General features: G+C 70.3%; 16 protein-coding genes and 4 pseudogenes. 4 read left to right on the forward strand and 16 right to left on the reverse strand.

Going from position 1 to position 19,511, the window contains the following annotated elements:
* Window positions 1-288: 288 nt before the first annotated feature.
* Complete coding sequence (locus VS93_RS29105) at window positions 289-459, reverse strand: hypothetical protein (RefSeq protein ID WP_156184794.1); 171 nt, start codon at window positions 457-459, stop codon at window positions 289-291.
* Window positions 460-872: 413 nt separating this feature from the next.
* On the opposite strand from VS93_RS29105, the pseudogene VS93_RS12020 reads away from it, so the two are divergent.
* Window positions 873-1,465 (forward strand): annotated as a pseudogene (locus VS93_RS12020) (bifunctional 4-hydroxy-2-oxoglutarate aldolase/2-dehydro-3-deoxy-phosphogluconate aldolase).
* Here VS93_RS12020 and VS93_RS12025 read toward each other — a convergent pair.
* From VS93_RS12025 to groES, 8 genes and pseudogenes are all read right to left on the reverse strand, one after another.
* Window positions 1,452-3,173, reverse strand: a complete 1,722-nt coding sequence (locus VS93_RS12025) for a glycerol-3-phosphate dehydrogenase/oxidase (protein WP_046470040.1) — start codon at window positions 3,171-3,173, stop codon at window positions 1,452-1,454. The pseudogene VS93_RS12020 and the gene VS93_RS12025 overlap by 14 nt on opposite strands.
* 141 nt (window positions 3,174-3,314) lie before the next feature.
* Complete coding sequence (locus VS93_RS12030; RefSeq protein WP_156184795.1) at window positions 3,315-4,175, reverse strand: lysozyme family protein; 861 nt, start codon at window positions 4,173-4,175, stop codon at window positions 3,315-3,317.
* A gap of 138 nt (window positions 4,176-4,313) precedes the next feature.
* Entirely contained in the window at window positions 4,314-5,420 is a 1,107-nt protein-coding gene (locus VS93_RS12035; RefSeq protein WP_046470042.1) for a GuaB3 family IMP dehydrogenase-related protein, read from the reverse strand.
* 172 nt (window positions 5,421-5,592) lie between these two features.
* Window positions 5,593-7,084: pseudogene (gene guaB, locus VS93_RS12040) on the reverse strand (IMP dehydrogenase).
* Between the two features lie 217 nt (window positions 7,085-7,301).
* Complete coding sequence (locus VS93_RS29110) at window positions 7,302-7,454, reverse strand: hypothetical protein (RefSeq protein WP_156184796.1); 153 nt, start codon at window positions 7,452-7,454, stop codon at window positions 7,302-7,304.
* Window positions 7,455-7,727: 273 nt separating this feature from the next.
* Complete coding sequence (locus VS93_RS12045; RefSeq protein WP_046470043.1) at window positions 7,728-8,351, reverse strand: sigma-70 family RNA polymerase sigma factor; 624 nt, start codon at window positions 8,349-8,351, stop codon at window positions 7,728-7,730.
* A 164-nt stretch (window positions 8,352-8,515) separates the two neighbouring features.
* Window positions 8,516-10,131 (reverse strand): annotated as a pseudogene (groL, locus tag VS93_RS12050) (chaperonin GroEL).
* Between the two features lie 126 nt (window positions 10,132-10,257).
* A complete protein-coding gene (gene groES / locus VS93_RS12055) occupies window positions 10,258-10,566 on the reverse strand; it encodes a co-chaperone GroES (protein WP_046470044.1) in 309 nt (102 codons plus the stop codon).
* A gap of 189 nt (window positions 10,567-10,755) precedes the next feature.
* Here groES and VS93_RS12060 point away from each other — a divergent pair, with 189 nt between their 5' ends.
* Window positions 10,756-12,000 carry a class I SAM-dependent methyltransferase gene (locus VS93_RS12060; RefSeq protein ID WP_046470045.1) on the forward strand — a complete coding sequence of 415 codons (1,245 nt, stop codon included), beginning with the start codon at window positions 10,756-10,758 and terminating at the stop codon, window positions 11,998-12,000.
* Window positions 12,001-12,367: 367 nt separating this feature from the next.
* On the forward strand, window positions 12,368-14,356 hold the full coding sequence (locus tag VS93_RS12065; protein WP_046470046.1) for a hypothetical protein: 1,989 nt from the start codon (window positions 12,368-12,370) through the stop codon (window positions 14,354-14,356).
* A gap of 143 nt (window positions 14,357-14,499) precedes the next feature.
* On the opposite strand, the gene VS93_RS29115 is transcribed toward VS93_RS12065, so the two are convergent.
* Window positions 14,500-14,664: a hypothetical protein gene (locus VS93_RS29115; protein WP_156184797.1), complete on the reverse strand. Its 165-nt coding sequence runs from the start codon at window positions 14,662-14,664 to the stop codon at window positions 14,500-14,502.
* A gap of 2 nt (window positions 14,665-14,666) precedes the next feature.
* Between VS93_RS29115 and VS93_RS12070 the strand changes: the two genes are divergently transcribed.
* The gene (locus VS93_RS12070) at window positions 14,667-15,014 is read left to right on the forward strand and encodes a Uma2 family endonuclease (protein ID WP_269082847.1); all 348 of its coding nucleotides are present in this window, start codon (window positions 14,667-14,669) and stop codon (window positions 15,012-15,014) included.
* A gap of 27 nt (window positions 15,015-15,041) precedes the next feature.
* Here VS93_RS12070 and tsaD read toward each other — a convergent pair whose 3' ends face one another.
* From tsaD to VS93_RS29755, 6 genes and pseudogenes are all read right to left on the reverse strand, one after another.
* A complete protein-coding gene (tsaD, locus tag VS93_RS12075; protein ID WP_046470047.1) occupies window positions 15,042-16,082 on the reverse strand; it encodes a tRNA (adenosine(37)-N6)-threonylcarbamoyltransferase complex transferase subunit TsaD in 1,041 nt (346 codons plus the stop codon).
* 55 nt (window positions 16,083-16,137) lie between these two features.
* Entirely contained in the window at window positions 16,138-16,635 is a 498-nt protein-coding gene (gene rimI / locus VS93_RS12080) for a ribosomal protein S18-alanine N-acetyltransferase (RefSeq protein ID WP_046470048.1), read from the reverse strand.
* A complete protein-coding gene (gene tsaB / locus VS93_RS12085; RefSeq protein ID WP_046470049.1) occupies window positions 16,623-17,297 on the reverse strand; it encodes a tRNA (adenosine(37)-N6)-threonylcarbamoyltransferase complex dimerization subunit type 1 TsaB in 675 nt (224 codons plus the stop codon). Before tsaB ends, rimI begins: the two co-directional genes overlap by 13 nt.
* A gap of 11 nt (window positions 17,298-17,308) precedes the next feature.
* Complete coding sequence (gene tsaE / locus VS93_RS12090) at window positions 17,309-17,791, reverse strand: tRNA (adenosine(37)-N6)-threonylcarbamoyltransferase complex ATPase subunit type 1 TsaE (RefSeq protein WP_046470050.1); 483 nt, start codon at window positions 17,789-17,791, stop codon at window positions 17,309-17,311.
* 94 nt (window positions 17,792-17,885) lie between these two features.
* Window positions 17,886-19,010, reverse strand: a complete 1,125-nt coding sequence (gene alr, locus VS93_RS12095; protein ID WP_046470051.1) for an alanine racemase — start codon at window positions 19,008-19,010, stop codon at window positions 17,886-17,888.
* 102 nt (window positions 19,011-19,112) lie between these two features.
* Window positions 19,113-19,511: pseudogene (locus VS93_RS29755) on the reverse strand (PrsW family intramembrane metalloprotease); the annotation flags it as partial.

Raw genomic sequence — 19,511 nt, forward strand, 5'->3', positions numbered from 1 at the left:
GGGGGCGCGCTGAGCCGTGCCGCCGCCACCCCGCCGCGACGGAGGGGCGGTGCGGCCTCTGGCCCCGTCCGGGTGAACCGGCGATAGGCGGAATCCCGCCCGTGGCGCGGAATTTCCGCATTTCCCCTTCCCGTGTTATCAACATCACGCCGAGAAGTGATCCGAGCCACTTTCCATTTCGAAGCGAATCCGGTCGGATCGGGCTTCGCGAAACCCCGACCCACCCCCGCACCTCGATATTCCGAAGTGCGCCGGCTTCACGAAGCCCGATCCCCGAAGTGCGTTACGTCACACGACCGCGTTCACAATCCGGCGGTACACGCTCGACGGCGGCGATGGGATCATCACGATTTTCCCGTCACGCACCTCGGCCCGCCAGCCTTCGGGAACGTCGATCCTCTCCCACGCACGCAGCAACTGCTCGCGGGAAAGCTCCTCGGTCAGAACATCGTTGGCCATAACGGGCCCTCCGCCCTGTTCAGCGATTGCAACTCCGCACCGCCCCCTCCTCCGAGGAGAACTCGGCGAGAAACGGTATACCGTATCCGCCAATTTCAGACTATGTGCTGAACAGCCGCAGCAGAACAGAAATCCCCCAATGTTGCCAGGCTCACCTTTCCCCGTTGCCGCCGTCACTTTCCGGTTCCGCCCCGGACCGCGCCGGCGCGGTCCGGGGATCCGCGCCCGGCCGCTTGCGAGGGCTACGGCCCTCCTGCTCCGCGCCGGAGCAGGACGCACGCCGTACCGTGGAACCGACCGGGCCGCCGCCCCGGTCGTGAAACGCGTGTACGGGCTCCCGGACGGAACGAGACATGCTCAGCGATCTGGACACACTCTTCGAAGGCCGGCGCGTCATGGCCATCCTGCGCGGGATGCCGCAACGCGAGACGGTGGACCTGGCTACCCGCGCCTGGGACCTCGGAATCACCTGTGTCGAAGTTCCCGCGCAGACACCTGAGGCGCTCGCGGTACTGCGCGCCGTGGTCCAGGCCGGAGCCGACCGCGGGCACTGGGTGGGCGCGGGCACGGTCATCACCCCGACACAGGTGGACGCGGTCGCGGACGCCGGAGCCGCGTTCACCGTCGCACCCGGGTTCGATCCCGCGGTCCTGACGGCCTCCCTGGCCCAAGGCTGCCCCACCTGCCCGGTGTGGCCACGCCCAGCGAGGCGCAGCAGGCGGTGCGGCACGGGCTGACCTGGCTGAAAGCGTTCCCCGCAACGGCCCTCGGAGTGGACTGGTTCAGCGCGGTACGCGGCCCCTTCCCGGAGGTGAAGCTGGTGGCCACCGGAGGAGTGAACGCGCACAACGCCCGCGACTACTTCGCCGCGGGCGCCCGGGTGGCCGCCGTGGGGTCGGCGCTGTCCGACCCCGGGCAGATCGAACTGCTGGGCCGGATCCTGCACGGCGACCCGGACGGCACGGCGGCCGCGAGTGGCGCCGGGGACGCGGTCAGTCCGCAGTGATCCCGGCTTCGGGGACGATATCGGGCGCCCCGTGCTGGACGGCGTCAGCCTCGTAGTCGGTGTCCTGCTCCTGAGCAGCGCGTTCGACCTCGATCCGCTTGCGGTAGTACTCCACCTCGCGCTTGACCTGCTCCTCGTCCCAGTCGAGCCCCTCCGCCATGAGGTCGGCCGCCTCCTGCGAGGCGACGATGCCGCGGTCCCACGTCTCGATCGAGACGCGGGTGCGCCGGGAGAGCACGTCATCCAGGTGGCGCGCTCCCTCGGAGCGGACCGCGTACACCACTTCGGCGCGCAGGTAGTCGTCGGCTCCGGTAAGCGGCTCCTTGAGGTCGGGGCGCTCCTTTATCAGCGCGAGCACCTCGCTGATCAGCGATCCGTACCGTTTGAGCAGGTGCGCGACGCGCGCGACGTGCAGACCGGACTCCCGGGCGAGCCTGCGCCGCTGGTTCCACAGGGCCGCGAAGCCGTCGGCGCCCACGAGCGGGACCCTGTCGGTCACGGACTCCGGAATGCCCCCGCCGAGGCCGTGCGCCACGGCGTCCACGGCGTCCTTGGCCATGATCCGGTAGGTGGTGTACTTGCCCCCGGCGATCAGCACCAGGCCCGGAACCGGGTGGGCGACAGTGTGCTCCCGGGACAACTTGGAGGTCTCATCGGACTCCCCCGACAGCAGCGGGCGCAGGCCCGCGTACACGCCCTCCACGTCGTCGCGGCTGAGCGGTACCCGCAGCACCTGGTTCAGACGGTCCAGCACGTAGTCGATGTCGGCCCGGCTCGCCGCCGGGTGCGCCTTGTCGAGGTTCCACGCGGTGTCGGTGGTGCCGATGATCCAGTGCCGCCCCCACGGGATCACGAACAGCACGCTCTTCTCAGTACGCAGGATCATCCCCGAGGACGCGTGGATCCGGTCCCGCGGAACGACGAGGTGGATCCCCTTGGACGCGTTGACTCGGATCTGGCCGCGTCCGCCCACCATCTCCTGGATGTCGTCGGTCCACACCCCCGCGGCGTTCACGACCTGCTTCGCCCGCACGTCGACCTCGGTGTCGTTCTCCAGGTCGCGCACCCGGGCCCCGGTCACGTGCTCGCCCTCCCGCAGGAAACCCACGGCCTGGGCCCGGGAGGCGATCCGGGCTCCGTAGGTGGCGGCGGTACGCAGCACGGCGACGACGTAGCGCGCGTCGTCGACCTGGGCGTCCCAGTACTGCACGGAGCCCGCCAGCGCATCGCGGCGCAGCGCCGGGAAGACGCGCAGCGTGCCGGTCCTGGTGAGGTGGCGGTGCGCGGGAAGGGTCCGGGTGGTGGTCAGGGAGAACGAGAACAGGTCATACAGCGTGACCCCCGCTCCGATATAGCCGCGCTCCCAGCGCTTCTGGAACGGGAACACGAACGGGACCGGCCGCACCAGGTGCGGAGCCAGCCGACCGAGCAGCAGTCCCCGTTCGGTCAGCGCCTCGCGGACCAGCCCGAAATCCAGTTGCTCCAGGTAGCGAAGTCCACCGTGGATCAGCTTGCTGGATCTGCTGGACGTGCCCGAGGCGAAGTCCCGGGCTTCGATCAGGCCTACGGAGAGCCCCCGCGACACCGCGTCCAACGCCACGCCGGCACCCACGATCCCACCGCCCACCACCAGGACGTCCAGCTCCTCGCCGGCCATGTTCCGCAGGGCTTCGGCTCGCTCGTCCGGACCAATGCGCGCTGCCGTCATCTCACGCCTTTCCTCGACGGGTCCCTAAAAGGCGACTACCCGTTGTGGCCCACGATCACCAGGCTAACTCGACCTCACTGTCGGTGACCGGTTGCGACCGGCGGCGCGTCCGGCCGGACGGTGCGGCGTGCGTCCCAGCGCTCAACCGGCGCCGGCGACATACTCGTTGGCGCGGGCGAGGACGTCCTCGGCGTAGCTCCGCGACTCGTTGTAGGTCAGGATCGCCGCCCACCAGTCATCGTCGTCCGTCATGTCGCGGCCGTCGGCGCAAAGGTAGCGCGCGGTGGTGAGGGCGGCGTCGTCGATATGGTGCGGATCGGGCTCGCCGCCGGTGGCGCTGGCGCCCCACTGCTCCCACGTGCCGGGGATGAACTGCATGGGCCCCACGGCGCGGTCCCACACCGGATCGCCGTCGAGTTCTCCGTTGTCGGTGTCGGGGACGGCGGCGGTGCCATTGTTCCCGTCGAGCGGAATACCGATGATGTCCTCGGTCGTACGGCCGTCCGAACCGATCTCGCCGCCGGTGAAAGCGCCGTGGTGGGACTCCACCTCCCCGATCCCGGCCAGTGTCGGCCAGGAGATCAGGCAGTCCGGCTCCTCTTCCATGATCCGCAGTTGCGCCGCGGCGTAGCCCTGCAGCGCGCGGTGCGGTATCCCGGTGTCCGCGGCGATCCGGTCCAGCCATTCCGGGCTGGGCCGCGCGTACGCCTCCCGCCGGCTCTCCGGGGAGGGGCGGTTGTCGGGCCGGGGTTCGCCCTCCGCCGCCTCGTCCTGCTCCTCCGCGGGCACGGTGTCGACCACACCCCCGTTGTCCAGGGGGCCCGGCGGGAGCTGCGGGGGCGCCGCCGAGTCCTGCGTACCGGCCACCAGCCCGGCGACGCCGCCGGCCAGGGCGATGGTGGCGAGCACCGCCGCCGCGGCCGTCAGAGCGAGTTTCCGGGTCGAAGGAGGGGCGCCGCCTCCGGTCGGCGCGTCTCGCTCGGTAACGGCAGGGGGGCTCACGGACACCTCATTCGGGTAGGGGCACGGTTCGGTCGAACAACCTACTGCCCGCCGCGGCACCGGACCAGTTCCGGAAAAAATGAGGGCGCCCCCTGCCGACCAGAAGGACGCCCGAAATCATTTTGCCTGGTGGAACCGCTAACGGTGCGGGTTCACCACGACCTCGACCCGCTGGAACTCCTTCAGATCGCTGTAGCCGGCCGTGGCCATGGTGCGTCGCAGCGCCCCCATCAGGTTCATCGTGCCGTCGCTGGTGGAGGCCGGTCCGTGCAGGATCGACGCCAGATCGCCGATGGTCCCCACATACACCCGCTCGCCGCGCGGGAGCTCATGGTGATGTGCCTCACTTCCCCAGTGGTAGCCGCGGCCGGGGGCCTCGGCGGCACGCGCCAGCGGCGATCCGACCATGACGGCGTCGGCTCCGCAGGCCAGGGCCTTGGCGATGTCCCCACTGCTGGTCATCCCGCCATCGGCGATCAGGTGCACGTACCGGCCGCCGGACTCGTCGAGGTAGTCCCGGCGGGCCGCCGCGACGTCGCCGATCGCGCTGGCCATCGGCACGGCCACCCCCAGCACGGAGCGGGTGGTGTGCCCGGAACCGCCGCCGAACCCGACCAGCACGCCGGCGGCACCGGTGCGCATCAGGTGCAGCGCCGCGGTGTAGGTGGCGCACCCGCCGACGACGACCGGGACGTCCAGGTCGTAGATGAACTGCTTGAGGTTCAGCGGTTCGGCCCGGCCGGAGACGTGCTCGGCCGACACCGTGGTGCCGCGGATGACGAAGATGTCCGCACCCGCGTCGATGACCGCCTTGTGGTACTGCGCGGTGCGCTGCGGTGAGAGCGCCGCGGCGGTGACGATGCCGGCCTTGCGGATCTCCTCGATGCGCCGGCCGATCAGCTCCTCCTTGATCGGCGCGGAGTAGATGTCCTGCAGCCGCTGGGTCGCGGCCTCGTCGTCGAGCTCGTTGATCTCGGCCAGCAGCGGCTCGGGATCCTCGTAGCGGGTCCAGAGCCCTTCCAGGTCGAGCACGCCCAGGCCGCCCTGCTCACCGATCGCGACAACGGCCCTCGGCGAGGCGACACTGTCCATCGGGCTGACGACCAGCGGCGTCTCGAACCGGTAGGCGTCGATCTGCCACGTGATCGATACTTCCTCGGGATCGCGGGTGCGCCGGGCCGGCACGATCCCGATCTCGTCGAGCTCGTAGGCGCGGCGCCCGTTCTTCCCCAGCCCGATCTCCACCTGTGCCAACGCTTCGGTCCCCTCTTAGCTCTTTCGGCGGCACGACCGCCGGTTGCTACCGCCGCGGTGAGTTTACCGCCGCAGGTGGACGCTACCTTCGGCCGTGGTGGTTCGGAGCCTCCACCGTCATCTGCGGCACCTCCCAGGGGGACGGCCCCCTTCGACCCCCGCCTTACCGCCGCCCGTGGTAGTTCGGAGCCTCCACCGTCATCTGGATGTCGTGGGGGTGGCTCTCCTTGAGGCCCGCCGAGGTGATCTGGATGAGTCGGCCGTACGCGCGCAGGTCGGCGACGGTGCGCGCGCCCGCGTACCACATCGACTGCCGCAGCCCCCCGACGAGCTGGTGGGCCACCGCCTCCAGCGGACCCCGATAGCACCTGGCCCTCCACGCCTTCGGGGATGAGCTTCTCCTCGGTGGTGACCTCGGCCTGGGAGTAGCGGTCCTTCGAGAAGGAGCGGCCCCGCATGGCGCCCAGCGAGCCCATCCCCCGGTAGGTCTTGTACTGCTTGCCGTTGATGAAGATCAGGTCGCCCGGGCTCTCCTCGACGCCCGCGAGCAGGCTGCCCAACATCACGACGCCGGCGCCGGCGACGACGGCCTTCCCGATGTCGCCGGAGTACTGCAGCCCGCCATCGGCGATGATCGGGACGCCCGCCGGGCCCGCCGCCTTGCTCGCCTCCATGACCGCCGTGACCTGGGGTGCGCCCACCCCCGCGACAACGCGCGTGGTGCAGATGGAGCCCGGGCCGATTCCGACCTTGACGGCGTCGGCGCCCGCGTCGATCAGCAGTTGCGCGCCTGCGCTGGTGGCGATGTTCCCGGCGATGACGTCGGCACGGGAGTTGGCCTTGAGCTTGGCGACCATCTCGGCGACTCCGGCGGAGTGCCCGTGCGCGGTGTCGACGACGATGAAGTCGGTCCCCGCTTCCACCAGCGCCTTGGCCCGCTGCTCGGCGTCCGGCCCGACACCGACCGCGGCACCGACCACGAGCCGGCCGTCGGCGTCCTTGGTGGCGTCGGGAAACTGCTCGCTCTTGATGAAGTCCTTGACGGTGATCAGCCCGCGCAGTCGGTCCTGGCCGTCCACCAGCGGCAGCTTCTCGACCTTGTGCTCGCGCAGCAGCCGGAACGCTTCCTCGCGGTCCACCCCGACCGGAGCTGTGACCAGCGGCATCGGTGTCATGACGTCGCTGACGCGCCGCCCGCGGTCGTTCTCGAAGCGCATGTCGCGGTTGGTCACGATTCCGGCCAGGCGCCCATCGGCGTACACGACGGGCGCGCCGGAGATGCGGTAGTGGGCGCTGAGCTCCTCGACGTCGGCGAGGGTGTCGTCGGGGCTGCAGGTGACCGGGTCGGTGACCATCCCCGCTTCGGAACGCTTCACCAGGTCGGCCTGGGCCGCCTGGTCGTCGATGGAGAGGTTGCGGTGCAGCACGCCCGCACCGCCTTGGCGGGCCATGGCAACGGCCATACGGGCCTCGGTGACGGTGTCCATCGCCGCGGACAGGAGCGGGATACGCAGGTTGATGCCGCGCGAGAGCCGGGTGCCGGTATCGGCGTCGCCGGGCTGCAGGTCCGAGTAGCCCGGCAGCAGCAAGACGTCGTCGTAGGTGAGTCCTGGCGGCAGGACCTTGTCGTCGTCCCGCCGGTGTTCCTGCGTCATGGAGACCTTCCAACCACTCGCGCGTATGGTTCCATCCTAGGAGGTTGACCGGCGGCGATACCCGTGAACACAGAACACCGCAGGTCGGCGCGAGCGCACGTGGCCGGGCTCACAGCGGGCGCCGCGGCAGGGTGCGGCGCGGCCGCGGGCAGCAGCGGACCGCGAGGGGCGCACGCGGACACCGAAGCATACCCGGCGCCCCGGAAACCGCTGCCGTTCAGCGCGTGACCGCGGGCTCCGGACACGGGAGGTCGCCGACGATCGCCCACGCGGGCGGGAACAGAAGGGTGACGTCGCCCTGGCCGTAGAGGTCGTAGTGGATCCGGACGCCGTCGCGTTCCAGCGCCGTCTCCTGGAACCGCTGCCGCACCCCATCACCCCCCGGGTGCCTCTCTTCCAGGCTGCCGATCCCCGAAGGACCGAGGGAGCGGACCGGCTCCAGGCCCCACCAGCGGATTTCCCGCGGAATCGGACGATCCGCACACCGGCGCCGGTGTGCGCGGCACGGAAGCACGCCTCCTCACGCCAAGGACACGCCGGACTTCCGCATCAGTGCGGAAAGCGGCAGTAGTGCCGGTACCGGACCCGGGACGGGCAGCGGATGCCGCGGGGACCGGGACTGGGGGAGCAATGCCGCGTCCGGCTAGAAGAGGCGGTTCGCCACGGCCACTTCCCGAAGCCGAGCAAGAGCTCGGTGCTGGGCAACCCGAACCGCTCCGGCCGACATTCCCAGTACATGTCCCGTCTCATCAGCTGTTAGACCCGCAATCACGCGCATGACGAGCAGCCTTCGCTGCTGCTCGGGAAGTTCACTCAGCAACGCCCGCGCCCGCTCCGCCTCGACGGTACGCACCGCGGCCTCCTCGGGGCCCGGACCGTCGTCGGGGCGGTCCGGCACGGTACCGGTCGGCATGTCCGCGCGGGTGCCCCCGCGCAGGGTGTCGGCCACTTTGTGGGCCGCGATCCCGAACACGAAGGCCGCGAACGGCCGCCCCATGTCGCGGTAGCGCGGTAGCGCGGCGAGCAGGGCGATGCAGACCTCCTGCGCAACGTCATCGGAGTAGTGCACGTACCCGGAGACGCGGGCCAGGCGGGCCCGGCAGTAACGGACGACCATGGGACGGACTTCACGGATGAGCGAGTCCACCGCTCCATGATCGCCCTGAACCGCGAGCGAGGTCAGGTGATTCAGTTCTGTGTCGTCCGCTCTGCGTCGGGCACCAGGTCGTTCCGCGAGCGTGCCCCCCGCGACGCGTAGATCCGTCACGTATCGAATGATGCCCCCACACGCAGACCTACACGTCACGAACCCCGGCAACAGAATGATCACATTTGGCGGAAAAGCCGGACAAAAGCATGCGCGCCCCAGGCAATCCCAGGGCACGCATGATAATGCAGATCCGGTTCTGTTACACGGATGACGGCGCTATCTCAGTGGCCGTGACCGTGACCGTGGCCCGCGGACTCCTCCTCTTCCTCCTCGGGCTTGTCCACGACGAGCACCTCGGTCGTGAGCAGCATTCCGGCGATGGAAGCGGCGTTCTCCACAGCGGAGCGGGTGACCTTGACCGGGTCGATGATGCCCTGCGCCATCAGGTCCCCGTACTCCCCGGTGTTGGCGTTGTAGCCCTGGCCCGGCTCCAGCTCGGCGATCCTGTAGGTGACGACGTAGCCCTGGACCCCGGTGTTCTCCGCGATCCAGCGGGCCGGCTCGACCAGCGCGCGGCGCACGATCGCCGCACCCGTGGCCTCGTCGCCCTTCAGCGAGAGCGTGTCGAGCGCCGATGCCGCGTGCACCAGCGAGGCGCCGCCGCCGGCGATGATGCCCTCTTCGATCGCGGCGCGGGTGGCCGAGATCGCGTCCTCCAGACGGTGCTTCTTCTCCTTGAGCTCCACCTCGGTGGCCGCGCCGACGCGCAGGACGGAGACACCACCGGCCAGCTTGGCCAGCCGCTCCTGCAGTTTCTCACGGTCCCAGTCGGAGTCGCTGGCCTCGATCTCCTTGCGGATCTGGTTGATCCGGTCGTCGACGTCGGACTGCGCGCCGGCGCCGTTGACGATCGTGGTGTCGTCCTTGGTGATCGTGATGCGCCGGGCGCTGCCCAGGACGTCGAGCTCGGCGTTCTCCAGGGTGAGGCCGACCTCCTCGGCGATGACCTGGCCGCCGGTGAGGGTGGCGATGTCCTGCAGCATCGCCTTGCGGCGCTCACCGAAGCCGGGCGCCTTGACCGCGGCGACGTTGAGCGCGCCGCGCATCTTGTTCAGCACCAGGGCGCCCAGGGCGTCGCCCTCGACATCCTCGGCGATGATGAGCAGCGGCTTCTTGGTCTCGACGATCTTCTCCAGGAGCGGCAGCAGCTCGTTGAGGCTGGAGATCTTGCCTGGTGGATCAGGATGTGCGCGTTCTCCAGCACCGCCTCCTGGCGGTCGCTGTCGGTCACGAAGTAGGGCGAGACATAGCCCTTGTCGAACTGCAGTCCCTCGGTGAAGTCGAGGTCCAGGCCGAAGGTCGGGGCCTCCTCGACGGTGATGACGCCGTCCTTGCCGACCTTGTCGAACGCCTCGGCGATCATGTCGCCGATCTGCGCGTCCTGCGCCGAGTTGGTGGCGACGTAGGCGATGTCCTCGCGCTCCTCGATCTCGCGGGCGCGCTCCTGCAGCACCTCGGAGACCTTCTGCGCGGCGATGTTGATGCCGCTCTTCAGCGCCATCGGCGAGGCGCCCGCGGCGACGCTGCGCAGCCCTTCGTGCACGAGGGCCTGGGCCAGCACGGTGGCGGTGGTGGTGCCGTCACCGGCGGCGTCGTTGGTCTTGGTGGCGACCTCCTTGACGAGCTGGGCCCCAAGGTCCTCGTAGGGGTCGTCCAGCTCGATCTCACGCGCGACGGTCACGCCGTCGTTGGTGATGGTCGGAGCACCGAACTTCTTGTCAATGACGACGTTGCGGCCGCGCGGGCCGAGCGTCACCTTGACGGCGTCGGCGAGGCGGTCGACGCCCCGCTCGAGGGCGCGCCGGGCGTCGTCCTCGAATTCCAGGATCTTCGGCATTGCTCTCTAAGTCCTCAATCCGTGCAAGTACCCATGCGGTACGTCGGAGAACGAAAACCGCCCCACCCGGCATCGCGCCGGCCGGGGCGGAGTGTCATGTCGATGACGTCGGAAAGCGCCGGGACCTTACTTCTCGATGACCGCGAGCAGGTCGCGGGCGGAGAGAACGAGGTATTCCTCGTTGTTGTACTTGACCTCGGTGCCGCCGTACTTGCTGTACAGAACGACGTCGCCGACCTTCACGTCGAGGGCGACACGCTTGCCGTTGTCGTCCAGGCGCCCCGGGCCTACGGCCAGGACCTCGCCCTCCTGCGGCTTCTCCTTGGCTGTGTCTGGGATGACCAGGCCGGACGCCGTGGTCTGCTCGGCTTCGAGGGTCCTGACGATGACGCGGTCGTCAAGCGGCTTCAGCACGGTCTTGGTGGCGGTCGACACGGTTGTGACCTCCCCCTTCGGGTTCGATGATTCGAAACGGCATGCTTGTAAAGGGGCGACCACGGCGGCCTGCCGTCGCGGGTGCCAGACCGGCCTCGTCGCGATTAGCACTCTACCTTTGAGAGTGCCAATATGGAACATTAGTCGCGGCCATCCGGCTCGTCAAACAACAGGTCACGGGGGAGAACATTGCCGACCAGCGAACCTGTGGCGGTTCTGCGCGCGCTGCTCACCCCTCCGGGGCAACGGCTGCTCGAAGCGATCGACCCGGCCGAACTGGAGAACGACCCGCTCAAGACCGCCACCCGGCTCCGCCGCACCTCCGGGACCAGCGGAGGCACCCTCGACGTCGCCCACTCCGAACTCGTGCAGGCCGCCCTCACCCAGGCACGGCTACGCGGGCGCGCGCGGGAGAAGTTCGGCGGGCTCGCCGACCGGATGTACTTCACCTCCCAGGGGCTTGAGCAGGCCACGCGCCGCCCGGTCGCGGAGTACCGGGCCCAGAGGTTCGCTTCGGCCCTGGGCGCGGACGCACGCGTCGCCGACCTGTGCTGCGGGATCGGAGCGGACCTGACGAGCCTGGCCGAGGCGGGGCCGGCGGTCGAAGGCGTCGACGCCGATCCGCTCACCGCCGCCGTCGCCTCCGCCAACATCGACGCCCGGGGGCTCTCCCCGCGGGCACGGGCGCGCGTGGCCGACGCCGCCGAGGTCGATCCCGGCGACTACGACGCGGTGCTCTGCGACCCGGCCCGCCGCGGCAGCAAGGGCCGGGTGTTCGACCCGAACGCCTACTCCCCGCCGTGGGCGACCGTCATGGAGCTGGCGCACAGGGCACCCGCGGCATGCGTGAAGGCCGCACCGGGGATCCCGCACGATCTGGTTCCCGGCGGCGCGGGCGCGGAGTGGATATCGGTGAACGGCGACGTGAAGGAGGCCGCGTTGTGGTTCGGTGCGCTGGACGACGCGCCGCGCCGGGCTACGCTGCTGCGCGGCGACGGCGGCGCACCGGCCACCCTGGTCGCCGATCCCGGTCTGGGGGCGCCCGCCATCGCGCGGCCCGCCCGCTATCTCTACGAACCCGATGGCGCGGTGATCCGCGCGCACCTGGTGGCCGAAGCCGCCGCGCTGGTGGACGGCGCGCTGCTCGACCCGCACATCGCCTACATCACGTCCGACAAGCTCGTCGAGACGCCCTTCTGCCGGGTCTACGAGGTGAGTGAGGTGCTGCCCTTCTCGCTGAAGCGCCTCCGCGCGACGCTGCGGGAGCAGCGGGTCGGAACCGTAACGATCAAGAAACGCGGATCGGCCGTCGACGTGGAGAAGCTGCGCCGCGACCTGAAACCCTCGGGCCCGAACTCCGCTGTCGTCGTCCTTACCAGGATCGCCGAACGCCCCGTCAGCCTGCTGTGTTCCGAGGTCACAGCTTCGCGGTGACCGGAGCCCGGACCCCTGGGAGGCCGCGCGGACCACTGGTAGCGCGAACACCGCAAAACGGTCAAATGACACCATCTCGACAGAAGACCGCATTTTCCTGACTCACATAGGGATATCGAGGCGCGTATCGCTAAACTGGGGCGCGCTGGATCCTTTTCCTCCCCACGATTTGTCCGGCGGCACCCAGCGGCGCACCGGGCCTGTCCCCGTAGCCCCCACTCTTACGGCGTGTAGGCACAGCATGGCCCCTGGTGTTCGTCGGAGGTGCGACCCCTCCGCTACGAGCCCGCCGGACCCGCGTCAAGAACATCACTCCCATCCGATGTCGAACAGGATGGGCGCGCCGCCACACAAAAGGAGCCCCTCGGTGGAACAGACCAACCACAATTTCCTCAATGGAGGAGGTCAGACCGGGATTTCCGACCGAATGCGGGACCTCCTCTCCAGAGCCGCACAGGACCAGGTATCGGAACAGAAATCCCAGGGCGCGGTCACCGAGGAGATGCGTCAGCGCCTTGAGGGCATGGAATGGCTGCTGCGCGAGTTCCGCGAGCGCGACTTCGCCGCCCTGAGCGAGTCGGTCGCCACCGTCCAGACGCGCGTCGACGATCTCACCTCACGGCCGCCCGAGTGGGCCGAAACCCTCGCCGAGCACATCGAGCTGCTCGGGGAGCGCGTCAAGCCGCTCCTGGAGATGCCCGCGCTGCGCACGGACGTCCGCGGGATCGCGGGGAACATCGAAACCGTCATGGGTCGGCTGGACACCGTCTCCGAAACCGGTTCGCGCACGGCCAGCCAGCTCGACGTCGTCACCAACCGCCTTGAGCAGCTCGCGTCCACCGTCGAGGAGCGCTTCGCGCGCATCGACGACGCGATGGAGACGTTCCGTGCGCGCACCGAAGCCATCGAAACGACACTGGCCGGTGTCAACGAGCGCCTCGAACAGCAGCACGAGGCCGCCATGGGAACGGTCACCGAGCAGCACGAGGCCCTCAGGTCCACGATCGCCGACGGCCGGGAGTCGCTGGAGCAGGCCGTCGCCGACGGCCGCGAAGCACTCACCCATGCCTTCACCGAGCGGTACGAGGCGCTGGAGAGCGCACTGCGCGAACAGCAGCAGGCGGTCGCCGGCAAACTGGACGCCACCGCCGAGGAGATGCGCACCAGGGCCGAGGAGAACCACGCCGAGGCCACGACCAAGCTCGACGAAGGCGTCCAGATCATCGCCGGCAAGGCCGACGAGCAGCGCGAGGCGGTCACCGCCACGCTCGCGGACTACACCGCGCGCCTCAGCACCCAGGCCGAGGAGAACCACGCCGAGGCCACGGCCGCCGTCGCCGACACGAACAGCGCCGTCGTCAAGCTCGCCGAGGCCACCGACGAGAAGCTCGGCGACGTCCACTCGCACCTGCGCCAGCGTCTGGGCGAACTGCACGAGCAGCTGGAGCTGCAGCGCGCGGAGCTGCGCGAGCGCGACGAAGCCGACAACGAGCACCTCGACACCAAGCTGCGCGAGACCGCTGAGGACCTGCGTGCCAAGGCCGACGAGGACCGCGCGAAGGCCGACACCGCGCTGGCCGAGCTGCGCACCTCGGTGGACGAGAACGTCAGCGCCCTGCAGACCAGGAATGAGGAACAGCACAGGGTCCTCACCGAGCTGGTCGAGGAGCACCGGGCCTCCGTCGACGAGCGCATGGGCGAGCAGTACAAGGAGCTCACCGGCAAACTCGACCACCACCTGACCACCATCACCGGCAAGTTCGAACACGGCCTCGGCCGGTTGAGCGACCGGTTCGACACCTTCGAGGGGCATTTCGAGGGCAGCTTCGAGGGCGTCGAGGGCAAGATCGACGGCGTCGACGGCCGCATCGACGGTGTCAACGGCCGGCTCGACGGCATCGAAGGCCGGGTCAACGGTGTCGAGGGCCAGTTCGAGGGGATCAACGGGCACTTCGACGGGGTCGACGGCCGGCTCGAGGCCATCGACGACCGGATGGAGGCGATCAACCAACGCCTCAGCCAGCTCCCCGCGTCTTTGGAGGTCAAGGAGGTACACCGGCGGCTCACCGAACTCGTGGAGCGCCCGGTCGTCGACCACTCCGACAAGCTCGACACGATCGACCAGCACCTCATCGAGTCCTTCGAACCGCTGATACGCGAGGTGAAGGCGCGTCCCGACCGGCACGAGTTCGAGGAGACCATCAGCGAGGCCGTGGACACCTCGCACGACGATGTCACCAAGCGCCTGGCCGCTCTGGAGGAGACCATGCTCGCCCTTGCCGAGGCCCTGCTGCGCCCCGGCAAGGACGGCAAGAAGAAGCGCCGCCGCGAGGAGGACGACGAGGACGACGAGTAAGTCGCTCTTCGCCTCGCATAACCGGGGCCGGTCCGCGCGGACCGGCCCCGGTTTCGTGTCTTCCCGGCCGTCGGGGAGCCGGCCGCTCCTCGATCCAGGCCCGCATCAGCGCGGTCGGCTTGACTCCCAGCTCGGCGGAGACTTTACGGACCCGTTCCATGGTCGGTTTCGGGTAGCCGGATCGACGAGACGATCATGACGTCTTCCGCTGCTTGGAGCTCGTGCCGCTCCAGCTCCGCCTCGGCGATCGCATCGCTGATGGCGTGGGGGTCGTAGTATCCGGCGACCTCTCCCGGCCTTCGCCTCACCCATAGACGCCGACGACTACTGCTCCCCGAACCTCGTGGTAGCCCCTGCCGAGGTTGAGGACGAGGACGGCTGGCTGCTCGACGCCGATACCGCCGACCTGACCGTCGAGGTCACTTCACCGGGCAATGCGACCTGCGATCTCACCGACGAACTCGGTGAGTACGCGGCCTGGCAGATCCCGATCTACCTGCTGGTCGACCCCCGCAAAGGCGATATCTTCCTCCACTTTGATCCTGTGGACGGGAAGTACCGCACCACCCACGAGGCGCGCTTCGGTGAGGTCCTGGAACTGCCGTCCCCGCTGGACGGTGCCAGGATCGACACCTCAGGGTTCCGGCTCTACGGCTGAGGCTTCCGTGCGCCCCGGCTACGCCCATTAGGCCGCCAGCGGCTGTCCCACCGGCAGCGATGTGTCGGTGGCCAGGTCGAGCCGGGAGGGGGGCAGACCGGCCGCGGCGACCTCGGCGCCCAGAGCGGCGATCATCGCCCCGTTGTCGGTGCACAGCCGGGGACGCGGAACGCGCAGCTCGACCCCGGCATCGGCGCAGCGCTGCCCGGCGAGCTCACGCAGCCGCGAGTTCGCGGCGACGCCGCCGCTGATCACCAGGTGCCCCACACCGTGCTCCACACAGGCGTCCACCGCCTTGCGGGTCAGCACGTCCACCACGGACTCCTGGAACGCGGCGGCGATGTCGGGCACCGAGGGCGCCCGGCCGTCGCGTTCGCCGTCCTCCACCCACCGGGCCACCGCTGTCTTCAGCCCGGAGAACGAGAAGTCGTAGCTGCCGTCGCCCCACTTGCCGCGCGGGAAGTGGATGGCGCCCGAGTCGCCCTCGCGGGCCGCGCGGTCGATGGGCGGCCCGCCGGGGTAGGGCAGTCCGAGCAGCCGTGCGACCTTGTCGTAGGCCTCACCGGCGGCATCGTCGACGGTGTCGCCGAGCGGCCGGACGTCCGTGGCGAGGTCCCGCACGTACAGCAGGGACGTGTGCCCGCCCGACACCAGCAGCGCGATGGCCGGTTTGGGCAGCGGACCGTGCTCCAACTGGTCCACCGCCACGTGGCCGACCAGGTGGTTGACGCCGTAGAGCGGCACGTCCAGCGCGAGCGCGTACGCCTTGGCCGCCGAGACGCCCACCAGCAGCGCCCCCGCCAGCCCTGGTCCGGCCGTCACCGCGACGGCGTCCACGTCGGAGAGCTGCACCCCGGCGCTGTCCAGTGCCCGCTGCACGGTGGGACTCATGGCCTCCAGGTGTGCCCTGCTGGCCACCTCGGGCACCACGCCGCCGAAGCGGGCGTGCTGCTCGACGCTGGAGGCCACCTCGTCGCTGAGCAGTTCACAGCCGCGGACCAGCCCGACGCCGGTCTCGTCGCACGAGGTCTCGATCCCCAGGATCAGGGGAAGGTCACTGCCGCTCATCGTGTCTTCTTCTCCTCAGCGGCCCGCTCGATGGCCGGGCCGTTCTCTTCCGGGCTCATGCTCCCTGCCCGCTGGTGCCCGCCTTACGGTGCATCACGATCGCGTCGGCGTCGCGGTAGTAGCCGCGCCGCACCCCGATCTCGGTGAACCCGAACCAGTGGTACAGCTCCCGGGCACGCGGGTTGTCCGAGCGCACCTCAAGGAACACCTCGACGACCCCGCGCTCGCGGGCCACGCTGAGCAGCTCGGTCAGCAGCGCCGTTCCGATCCCGGCGCCCCACCGCGGTTCTGCGACCGCGATGGTCTGCACGTCGCCTTTGGGCGGGACCGACCGCAGGCCGGCGTACCCGCACAACTGGGCGCCGCCGGCGTCCTCGCCGGTGCCCACCGTTTCGGCGACGATGTAGTACCGGGCGGGCTCGGACAGCTCGCTGCGGAGCATGGCCTCGCTCCAGGCGTCGTGCGGGAACAGGGTGTTCTCCAGTTCCATGACGGAAGCGACGTCGCCGAACGTCATGGGCCGGATCCGGTACCCCGGAGTCACGCCTGCCACTGCCGCACCTTCTTCGGTGCACCGGGTTGCGCGGCATCGGGGCGGCGCAGGTAGAGGGGCCGGGGCTCGGGAAGGTCCCGCCCCGCGAGAAGCCGCCGCAGCGCCACCTCGCCCAGCGCGGCCGCGGAGGGGTACAGCGGCTCGGCCGCCTCGGGGTCCTGCCCGAACACCTCGCTGTACATCCGCGCCCCGTGTCCGATCACGGGCAGCCCGCCCGTCTCGACGTCGGCGGGCCGGTCCACCGCGATCTCACCGGTGCGCGTGTCCGCGTCCTCGTAGCGGGCCCAGAACACCTCCTTGCGGCGGGCGTCGCTGGCCGCGATGAACGGGGCCTGCCGCCCCGAGGCGAAGGCGAGGGCGTCCAGGGTGGCGACCCCGTGGCACGGGATCCCGAGGGCACCGGCCAGGGCGTGCCCCGTCGCCAGGCCGACGCGCAGGCCGGTGTAGGGACCGGGGCCGACGCCGACCGCGATATGCGTGAGGTCGGCGAGCGCCACCCCCGCCTGCTCCGCCACGGTCCGGATTCCGGGGGTCAGCAGCTCGCCGTGGCGTCGGGCGTCCACCGAGGACGCGCCGGCACGCACGCGGACGGCACCGCCCTCGGACTCGCAGATCGCGAGGGTGATGGCGGGGGTCGCGGTGTCGAAAGCCAGGATCAGCACGGTGAACCAGCCTATTGCGCGTCCAGCGCCACGTGCGCCCAGCGGGGCCCGACACCGGTCAGCCGGAGGGCGCGGGTGTCGTCGGCGCACCGCTCGATGCCGATCTCCAGCCGGTCCTCGGACAGTTCTTCGGCGACGCCCTCGCCCCATTCCACAACGGTGACGGAGTCGTCGAGGGTGGCCTCCAGGTCGATGTCGTCGACCTCGTCCGCGCCGCCCAGCCGGTAGGCGTCGACGTGCACGAGGGCGGGGCCGCCGTTCAGAGCGGGGTGGATGCGCGAGATCACGAAGGTGGGCGAGGTGATGGGGCCGCGGACGTTCAGCCCCGCACCGAGCCCCTGGACCAGCGTGGTCTTCCCGGCGCCGAGGGGGCCGGACAGGATCAGCAGGTCGCCCGGGCGCAGCAGCTCGGCGATACGCCGCCCGAGGGCGCGCATCGCGGTGTCGGTGGTCGCCGTGAGGAGGGCGGTGTTGGTGGTCGTGTCGGTGGTCATGGGCTCGCAGCGTTGTGTCGGTCCGGAGGGGCGGCGCGCCGCCCCGCGCATTATCCAGGGTAGGCGCAAATACCCGGCCGCGGGACGCGGCGGGTCACCGCCCCCCTTGCCCTCCGACGTAGACGCGCGGCACCCGCTGGCTGATACGGGTGACGATCTCGTAGGGGATGGTTTCCAGGATCGAGGCCCAGTCCTGGGCGGTGGGCTCTCCGTTCTCGCCCGTTCCGAACAGGACCGCGTAGTCGCCGGCTGGGTCGTCGCCGATGTCGAGGACGAACTGGTCCATGCAGACGGTTCCGGCGATCGTGCGCCGCTTGCCCGCGGCGAACACCGGGACGGCGTTGGTGGCCGCCCGCGGCACGCCGTCGCCGTAGCCGAGCGGGATCAGCGCCAGCGTCGTGGGCCGGTCGGTGATGTAGCGGTGCCCGTAGGAGACTCCGCTGCCCTCAGGAACCCGCTTGACCAGGGCGATCTTGGAGCGCAGCGTCATAGCCGGCCGCAGGCCGGTGCCCGTGAGGCCGGGAATGGGGCTCAGCCCGTAGCTCGCGATACCGGGGCGCACCAGGTCGAAGTGGGTCTCGGGCAGGGTGAGGGTGGCCGCGGAGTTCGCGAGGTGGCGCACCTCGGGCCGCAGCCCGGCCTTCTCCGCGACTTCCAGCGCCTCGTGGAACGCGCTCAACTGCGCGCCGATTGAGGGGTGCCCGGGTTCGTCGGAGCAGGCGAAGTGCGAGAACACCCCGGTGACCCGGAGCAGCCCGGCCGCCTCGGCCCGCGCCGCGGCCTCGACGACCTGCCGCCAATCGCCGGCGACGACCCCGCCCCGGTTGAGCCCGGTGTCGGCCTTGAGGTGCACCCGGGCGGGGCGCCCCGCCTCACGCGCCGCGGCGGCGATGCCGTCGACGAGCCAGGGAGCGCTGACACCCAGGTCGATACCGACGCCGACCGCCTCTGACAACGGCGCGCCCGGTGGGAGGATCCACGCGACGGTGGGGGCGTCGATTCCCGCGCGGCGCAGTTCGAGGGCCTCTTCGATGAACGCCGTCCCCAGCCACGTCGCGCCGCCGGCCAGCACCGCGCGGGCCGCGGGCAGCATCCCGTGCCCGTAGCCGTCGGCCTTCACGATGCCCATGACCTCGGAGCCCGGGGCACGGCGCCGCAGCACGGCGATGTTCTCACTGATCGCGCCCAGATCGACACGGGCTTCGGCGAACGGAGGCATGATCTCAAGTGTGGCACGCGCGCACCCCTTGGTGCGCCCGTCACCAGCCCGTTCCCTCCCCTGACAGCGCGAAGACCCGGGACGGGGCAGGAGGGGTAATGCTCAAGATCGGCGCGGGGTGGGGCGGCGCAGCAGCCGTGACGTGCTGCGCGGCAGGAGCATGCCGACCAGCCCCGTGACCGCGTAGGGGAGCTGGCCCGGGGCGAACGCGCCCAGAATGGAGCTGACGTTGGCGCTCGGGGCGCGCAAAAAGTGCCGCATGCCGGGGTGCGCGTGCGGCACGCGCCATCCGCCAGCCAGCAGGCTGAGCAGCGCGACGACCGCCGCCCACACCCACGGCCGGTTCCCCTCGGGAAGGGAGCCGAGCCACTGCCCGGCGTCGTGGAGCGCCATCGCGGCGTAGGCCGCGTTCGGGCCGCTCGCCGAGACCGCCGGCGGGTCAACCGCCGCCAGGAGCACCGCGACGGCTGCCGCGGCGGCCGCCGCGGCCGGGGCCAGCCC

The organism is Allosalinactinospora lopnorensis (assembly GCF_000981225.1).
In the GTDB taxonomy this organism is placed as follows: domain Bacteria; phylum Actinomycetota; class Actinomycetes; order Streptosporangiales; family Streptosporangiaceae; genus Allosalinactinospora; species Allosalinactinospora lopnorensis.

What these genes read in the sequence shown, in the direction of transcription:
- VS93_RS29105 (WP_156184794.1), bottom strand. Translation starts at nt 459, where the DNA reads ATGGCCAACGATGTTCTGACCGAGGAGCTTTCCCGCGAGCAGTTGCTG.
- tsaD (WP_046470047.1), bottom strand. Translation starts at nt 16,082, where the DNA reads ATGAGCGGCAGTGACCTTCCCCTGATCCTGGGGATCGAGACCTCGTGC.
- alr (WP_046470051.1), bottom strand. Translation starts at nt 19,010, where the DNA reads ATGCCTCCGTTCGCCGAAGCCCGTGTCGATCTGGGCGCGATCAGTGAG.
- tsaE (WP_046470050.1), bottom strand. Translation starts at nt 17,791, where the DNA reads ATGACCACCGACACGACCACCAACACCGCCCTCCTCACGGCGACCACC.
- VS93_RS12025 (WP_046470040.1), bottom strand. Translation starts at nt 3,173, where the DNA reads ATGACGGCAGCGCGCATTGGTCCGGACGAGCGAGCCGAAGCCCTGCGG.